Below are 6,296 nucleotides of genomic sequence, written 5' to 3'. Positions count from 1 at the left end.
AGCCCCCAGGGACGGGAAGGGAAGGGGCGGCGGGGGCGAGAAAACCCCCAGGTCAGACCACCCGGCGGGCGCCCTCGGACGGCACCGCAGGGAACACCCGCGGCGCCGTGAAGCCCGCAGCCGCGAAGGCCTCCTCCACCGCCTTGGTGACCGTGTCGGCGTCCGAAGACTCCACCAGCACGATCGCCGAACCGCCGAACCCACCCCCGGTCATGCGAGCGCCAAGCGCCCCCGCCTCGTTCGCCGTGGCAACGACCAGGTCCAACTCCGGGCAGGAGATCCGCAGATCGTCCCGCAAGGAGGCATGCCCGGAAGTGAGGATCGGACCGATGCCACGCACATCCCCCGCGTCCAGCAGGGCGATGACCTCATCGACCCGGTGGTCGTCCGACACGACATGGCGTACGTAGCGACGCACCCGCTCGTCCGACAGACGGGCGAGGGACGCCTCCAGGTCCTCGTACCGGACGTCCCGCAGGAACGGGACCCCGAGCAGCCGCGCCCCCTCCTCGCAGCCCTCCCGCCGCTCCGCGTACTCCCCGTCGCCCAGCGCGTGCTTCACGCGGGTGTCGACCACGAGGAGCCGCAGCCCGTGGGCGGGCAGGTCGAAGGGGACCTGGCGGATGGACAGGTCACGGCAGTCGAGGTGGAGGGCGTGGCCCTCGGTGGAGCAGGCGGACGCCGTCTGGTCCATGATTCCGCAGGGCACGCCCACGAAGTCGTTCTCCGCGCGCTGGGAGACCCGGGCCAGCTCCGGACCCGTAAGGCCCAGGTCGAACAGGTCGTTCAGCGCCAGGGCCGTGACGACCTCCAGCGCGGCCGAGGACGACAGGCCCGCGCCCGTCGGGACCGTGGAGGCGAGGTGGATGTCCGCGCCGGTGACGGCGTGGCCGGCCTCGCGCAGCACCCAGACGACCCCCGCCGGATAGGCGGCCCAGCTCGTGTTCGTCAGCGGCGCCAGCTCGTCGACGTGCAGTTCGACGACGGGGCCCTCGATGTCGGCCGAGTGGAGGCGGAGTACGCCGTCGTCGCGGCGCGAGACCGCCGCCACCGCGGTGTGCGGCAGCGCGAGCGGCATCACGAAGCCCTCGTTGAAGTCCGTGTACTCGCCGATCAGGTTGACCCGGCCGGGCGCCGCCCAGACGCCCTCGGGGGCAGCCCCGTAGAGCGCCTCGAAGCCTTCCCCTACCTGACCTTCTGCTGCCTGCTGTGCCCCCACTAGCTCTCCTTCGACTGCGCCGACGACTGCGACTGCGCGATGCTCTGGGCGAACTCCCACGCGTCCGCGACGATCCCCGCGAGATCCGCGCGGGACGGGTTCCAGCCGAGCCGCTCGCGGGCGGTGGCCGCGGAGGCGACGAGGACCGCCGGGTCGCCGGCGCGGCGCGGGGCCGCGACCTCGGGGATCGGGTGTCCGGTCACCTGACGGACGGTCTCGATGACCTCGCGGACCGAGAAGCCGTTGCCGTTGCCGAGGTTGCAGATCAGGTGCTCGCCCGGCTGCGCCGCGGCGACGGCCAGCAGGTGGGCCTCCGCCAGGTCCGCGACGTGGATGTAGTCGCGGATGCAGGTGCCGTCCGGCGTCGGGTAGTCGTCGCCGTAGACCGAGATGGCGTCGCGGCGGCCCTGGGCGACCTGGAGGACGAGCGGGATGAGGTGCGACTCGGGGTCGTGCCGCTCGCCGCTCGCGCCGTACGCGCCCGCCACGTTGAAGTAGCGCAGCGACACCGCCGCCAGTCCGTGCGCCGCCGCCTCGCCGGTGATCATGTGGTCGACGGCGAGCTTGGAGGCGCCGTACGGGTTGGTCGGGGACGTCGGGGCGGACTCGACGATCGGGGTGGTCTCCGGCTCGCCGTAGGTCGCCGCCGTGGAGGAGAAGACCAGCTTGCGGACGCCCGCCGAGCGCATGGCCGCCAGCAGGGCCATCGTGCCACCGACGTTGTTGTCCCAGTACTTCTCGGGCTTCACGACCGACTCGCCGACCTGCGAGAACGCGGCGAAGTGCAGCACGGCGTCGAAGGAGGAGTCCAGCCACTTGGCGGCGTCGCGGATGTCGCCCTCGATGAACTCGGCGCCCGCCGGGACGCCCTCGCGGAAGCCGGTGGAGAGGTTGTCGAGGACGGTCACCTCGTGGCCCGCCTCCAGCAGATGCTGGGCGACCACGCTGCCCACATAGCCCGCACCGCCGGTGACCAGGTACTTCCCACTCATGAACTCGCTACCTCTCGCAGTCGCTGGGCCGCGGCCTCCGGCGGCACGTCGTTGATGAACACACTCATGCCGGACTCGGAACCCGCGAGGAACTTCAGCTTGCCGGAAGTGCGGCGGATGGTGAAAAGCTCGAGGTGGAGCGCGAAGTCGTCCCGCACCACACCGTCGAACTCCTCCAGCGTGCCGAACGGCGCCTGGTGCCAGGCCGAGATGTACGGCGTCCGCGGTTCACCCGCACCCTCTTCCCCTCCATCCCGCCCATCGAAGATCCGGTCGAAGCGCCTCAACAGTTCCAGATAGACCTTGGGGAACTCTGTGCGTGCCTCCTCGTCGAGCCCGAGCAGGTCCGGCACGCGGCGGCGCGGGTAGAGGTGCACCTCGTACGGCCAGTGCGCGGCGTACGGCACGAAGGCCACCCAGTGCTCGGTCTCCAGCACGATCCGCTCGCCGGCCAGTTCCCTCTCGAGGACGGCGTCGAAGAGGTTCTCCCCGCCCGTCCCCTCCTTGTGTGCCGCAAGTGACCGCAGCATCAGGGCCGTTCGAGGTGTCGTGAAGGGGTACGCGTAGATCTGCCCGTGCGGATGTCCGAGCGTCACGCCGATCTCGGCGCCGCGGTTCTCGAAACAGAACACCTGCTCCACGGAGGGGAGATGCGACAGCTCGGCCGTGCGGTCGGTCCACGCCTCCAGGACCAGACCCGCCTGCTCCTCGGTCAGATCGGCGAAGGACGCGTCGTGGTCCGAGGTGAAGCAGACCACCTCGCAGCGACCGGAGTCCCCGGCCAGCGACGGGAAGCGGTTCTCGAAGACCGCCACGTCGTACGAGGAGTCCGGGATCTCGCTCAGCCGGTCGCCCTCGGAGGGGCAGAGCGGGCACTCGTCGGCCGGCGGATGGTACGTACGCCCCTGCCGGTGGGAGGCGATGGCCACCGCGTCGCCGAGCAGCGGGTCGCGGCGTACCTCCGATGTGGTGACCGTCCGGTCGAGCGGGCGCCTGTCCACCGCGTCGCGCACCGTGTCGTCGCGCGAGTCGTAGTAGATGAGCTCACGACCGTCGGCCAGCCGGGTCGAGGTCTTCTTCACGCCGGACTCTCCATCCGTACCCGATCAAAGCATTCAACAGAACCAAACACATCAAACCACAAATCCCCACGCCAGTCATCACCACAACCAAACAAAGAACACCACAGTGAAGTGAGTGCTGAATGCAGACCCCCACATATCCAGCTCCCACATATCCGGCCCCCACATCGCCCGTGCACCTGGCGGCGGAGCTGCGGCTCCCCACCAACTGGCTCGACTACACGATCCTGGCGATCTACTTCGTCGTCGTGCTCGGCATCGGCTTCGCGGCCCGCCGCTCGGTGAAGACCAGCCTCGACTTCTTCCTGTCCGGGCGTTCGCTGCCCGCCTGGGTGACCGGTCTGGCGTTCATCGCCGCCAACCTGGGCGCGACCGAGATCCTCGGCATGGCCGCCAACAGCGCCCAGTACGGCGTCTACACCGTGCACTGGTACTGGATCGGCGCCATCCCCGCCATGGTCTTCCTGGGCCTGGTGATGATGCCCTTCTACTACGGCTCGAAGGTCAGGTCCGTCCCCGAGTTCCTGCTGCTGCGCTTCGACAAGGGGGCGCATCTGCTCAGCTCGATCCTGTTCGCGTTCGCCGCGATCCTCATCGCCGGGGTGAACCTCTACGCGCTCGCGATCGTCGTCGAGGCGCTGCTCGGCTGGCCGCAGTGGGTGTCGATCGTCGTCGCGGGCTTCTTCGTGCTCGGCTACATCACCCTCGGCGGGCTGTCGTCCGCGATCTACAACGAGGTGCTGCAGTTCTTCGTGATCCTCGCCGCGCTGATCCCGCTCTCGGTGCTCGGGCTGAAGAAGGTCGGCGGCTGGGACGGTCTGACCGACTCCCTGACCGCGTCCCACGGCGCCGACTTCACCACCGCGTGGGGCGGCACCGGCATCGGCAGCGACAACCCGCTCGGCGCCAACTGGCTCACCATCGTTCTGGGCCTCGGCTTCGTGCTGTCCTTCGGCTACTGGACGACGAACTTCGCCGAGGTACAGCGCGCGCTCTCCGCCAAGAACCTCTCCGCGGCCCAGCGCACCCCGCTCATCGCCGCGTTCCCGAAGATCTTCATCGTGTTCCTGGTGATGATCCCTGGGCTCGTCGCGGCCGTGCTCGTACCGAAGATCGGAACCTCCGGGTCCGACCTCCAGTACAACGACGCGATCCCGTACCTGATGGAGGACCTGCTGCCCAACGGCGTCCTCGGCATCGCGGTGACCGGTCTGCTGGCGGCGTTCATGGCGGGCATGGCGGCCAACATCTCGTCCTTCAACACCGTCTTCACCACGGACATCTGGCAGAAGTACGTGAAGCGCGACGAGGAGGACACGTACTACGTGCGCTTCGGGCGTCTCATCACGGCGGTCGGCGTCATGGCGTCGATCGGGACGGCGTTCCTCGCCTCCTCCTTCTCGAACATCATGAGCTACCTCCAGACGCTGTTCTCCTTCTTCAACGTGCCGATGTTCGTCGTCTTCATCATCGGCATGTTCTGGAAGCGCGCGTCCATGAAGTCCGGCTTCTGGGGCCTGCTCGCGGGCACCACGGCCGCGATGATCAACTACTTCGTCCTCTACAAGCAGGACATCATCGGCATCCCCTCCGACCAGGGCGCCAACTTCGTCTCCGCGATCGCCGGGTTCGTGGCCGGCGCGGTGGTCATGTTCGCCGTCTCGCTCTTCACCGCGCCGAAGCCCGCGGAGGAACTCCAGGGCCTGGTGTACGGGACCACCTCGCCCGGCATGGAGGAGCCGCCGGCCAAGGGCGACGACGCCTGGTACCGCAAGCCGGCCCTGCTCGGCTGGGGCGCGATCATCCTGGCCGCCGCCTGCTACATCCCCTTCTCCTTCTGACGACCGGAGGCCTGATCACCCATGTCCGAGCACTCTGGCTATTCCGACCGCGACCTCCAGCGCGAAGTCACCGAACTGCAGGGCAAGTCCGCCACCGCGGCCCGCCTGTTCGACATCCGCCGCATCATCGGCGGCCTGTTCGTCGTCTACGGGATCATCGTCACGATCGCCGGCATCACCGAGTCCGACGCCGACATCGCCAAGGCCCAGGACGTCAACATCAACCTCTGGACGGGCCTCGGCATGCTCGCGCTCGGCCTGTTCTTCCTGGCCTGGCTGTGGCTGCGCCCGGTGGCTCCGCCCACACCGGACCTGGACCAGAACACCGAACGACCCGCCGAATAACCGCCGGGCACGGCGGGCGCGCGTACGGGGCCGGAGCCGCACCACGCGACTCCGGCCCCCACACGTGTACCGGGACCAGGACCAGGCCTAGACCTCGGACCCCGCGTCCGACACCGGGTGCGGAATCGGCCCCGCGCGGTCCAGCAGCCCCGTACGGGCGGCGAGCGCCGCCGCCTCCAGCCGGGAGCCGACGCCCAGCTTCATCAGTACGCGCTGGACGTGGGTCCGCGCGGTGCTCGGCGCTATGCCCATGCCGGCCGCGATGAGCCGGGTGTCCTCGCCGTCGGCCACCCTCACCAGTACCTCGACCTCTCTCGGCGTCAGCATCTGGAGAAGCCGCTGGCCCTCGTCGTCGGGCTGCGCGGCCGGGTTGAGGAGTTCACTGAAGGCGCCCTGCAGAAGCTGCGGCGCCACGGCCGCCTCCCCCGCCCGGGCCTTCATGATGGCCCGCTCGACACCCTCTATCCGCTCGTCGTGCCGTACGTAACCGGACGCCCCGGCGGCGAACGCCGCGGCGATTCCGCGCGGGTTGGGCACCGGTCCGAGGACCAGCACCGCGACCTGCGGACGCTCCCGCTTGATCCTCACCACCGGGTCGAATATGCCCGGTTCGGCGGGCGTCGCCGTGCCGATCAGGCACACCTCCGGCGCCCTTGTGATCACCAGCTCCGCCGCTCCCGCCGCAGGCGCCGCCGCGGCCAGCACGCGGTGCCCGCGCAGCTTCAAGGCCGAGGCCAACGCCTCGGCGAGCAGTCGGTGGTCGTCGACCACCATGAGCCGCACTCCCATCGAGCCCAACCCCCCAGTCCCCCCAGGA

6 protein-coding genes are annotated in these 6,296 nt (G+C 69.4%); 2 read left to right on the top strand and 4 right to left on the bottom strand.

What is annotated here, in order from left to right:
• Positions 1-52: 52 nt before the first annotated feature.
• From galK to galT, 3 genes are read right to left on the bottom strand one after another with little or no spacing between them, the layout of a single operon-like run.
• Complete coding sequence (gene galK / locus AOK17_RS42790; protein ID WP_055618057.1) at positions 53-1,219, bottom strand: galactokinase; 1,167 nt, start codon at positions 1,217-1,219, stop codon at positions 53-55.
• Entirely contained in the window at positions 1,219-2,211 is a 993-nt protein-coding gene (gene galE, locus AOK17_RS42785; protein ID WP_055618056.1) for a UDP-glucose 4-epimerase GalE, read from the bottom strand. Before galE ends, galK begins: the two co-directional genes overlap by 1 nt.
• Positions 2,208-3,293 carry a galactose-1-phosphate uridylyltransferase gene (gene galT, locus AOK17_RS42780; RefSeq protein ID WP_055618055.1) on the bottom strand — a complete coding sequence of 362 codons (1,086 nt, stop codon included), beginning with the start codon at positions 3,291-3,293 and terminating at the stop codon, positions 2,208-2,210. Before galT ends, galE begins: the two co-directional genes overlap by 4 nt.
• Positions 3,294-3,415: 122 nt before the next feature.
• Here galT and AOK17_RS42775 point away from each other — a divergent pair, with 122 nt between their 5' ends.
• Together AOK17_RS42775 and AOK17_RS42770 are read left to right on the top strand one after the other, a co-directional pair.
• Positions 3,416-5,134, top strand: a complete 1,719-nt coding sequence (locus tag AOK17_RS42775) for a sodium:solute symporter family protein (protein ID WP_055618054.1) — start codon at positions 3,416-3,418, stop codon at positions 5,132-5,134.
• Between the two features lie 21 nt (positions 5,135-5,155).
• On the top strand, positions 5,156-5,479 hold the full coding sequence (locus tag AOK17_RS42770; protein WP_055618053.1) for a hypothetical protein: 324 nt from the start codon (positions 5,156-5,158) through the stop codon (positions 5,477-5,479).
• Between the two features lie 87 nt (positions 5,480-5,566).
• Here AOK17_RS42770 and AOK17_RS42765 read toward each other — a convergent pair whose 3' ends face one another.
• Complete coding sequence (locus AOK17_RS42765) at positions 5,567-6,268, bottom strand: helix-turn-helix transcriptional regulator (RefSeq protein ID WP_063997372.1); 702 nt, start codon at positions 6,266-6,268, stop codon at positions 5,567-5,569.
• Positions 6,269-6,296: the final 28 nt, after the last annotated feature.

Origin of the sequence: Streptomyces phaeochromogenes (genome assembly GCF_001418655.1) — a bacterium.
GTDB lineage: Bacteria > Actinomycetota > Actinomycetes > Streptomycetales > Streptomycetaceae > Streptomyces > Streptomyces phaeochromogenes.
This window is presented reverse-complemented; position numbering and strand designations above follow the sequence as displayed.

Excerpts from the sequence above, each read along its gene's own strand:
- AOK17_RS42765 (WP_063997372.1), bottom strand. The coding sequence starts at position 6,268 with ATGGGAGTGCGGCTCATGGTGGTCGACGACCACCGACTGCTCGCCGAG.
- AOK17_RS42775 (WP_055618054.1), top strand. The coding sequence starts at position 3,416 with ATGCAGACCCCCACATATCCAGCTCCCACATATCCGGCCCCCACATCG.
- galE (WP_055618056.1), bottom strand. The coding sequence starts at position 2,211 with ATGAGTGGGAAGTACCTGGTCACCGGCGGTGCGGGCTATGTGGGCAGC.
- AOK17_RS42770 (WP_055618053.1), top strand. The coding sequence starts at position 5,156 with ATGTCCGAGCACTCTGGCTATTCCGACCGCGACCTCCAGCGCGAAGTC.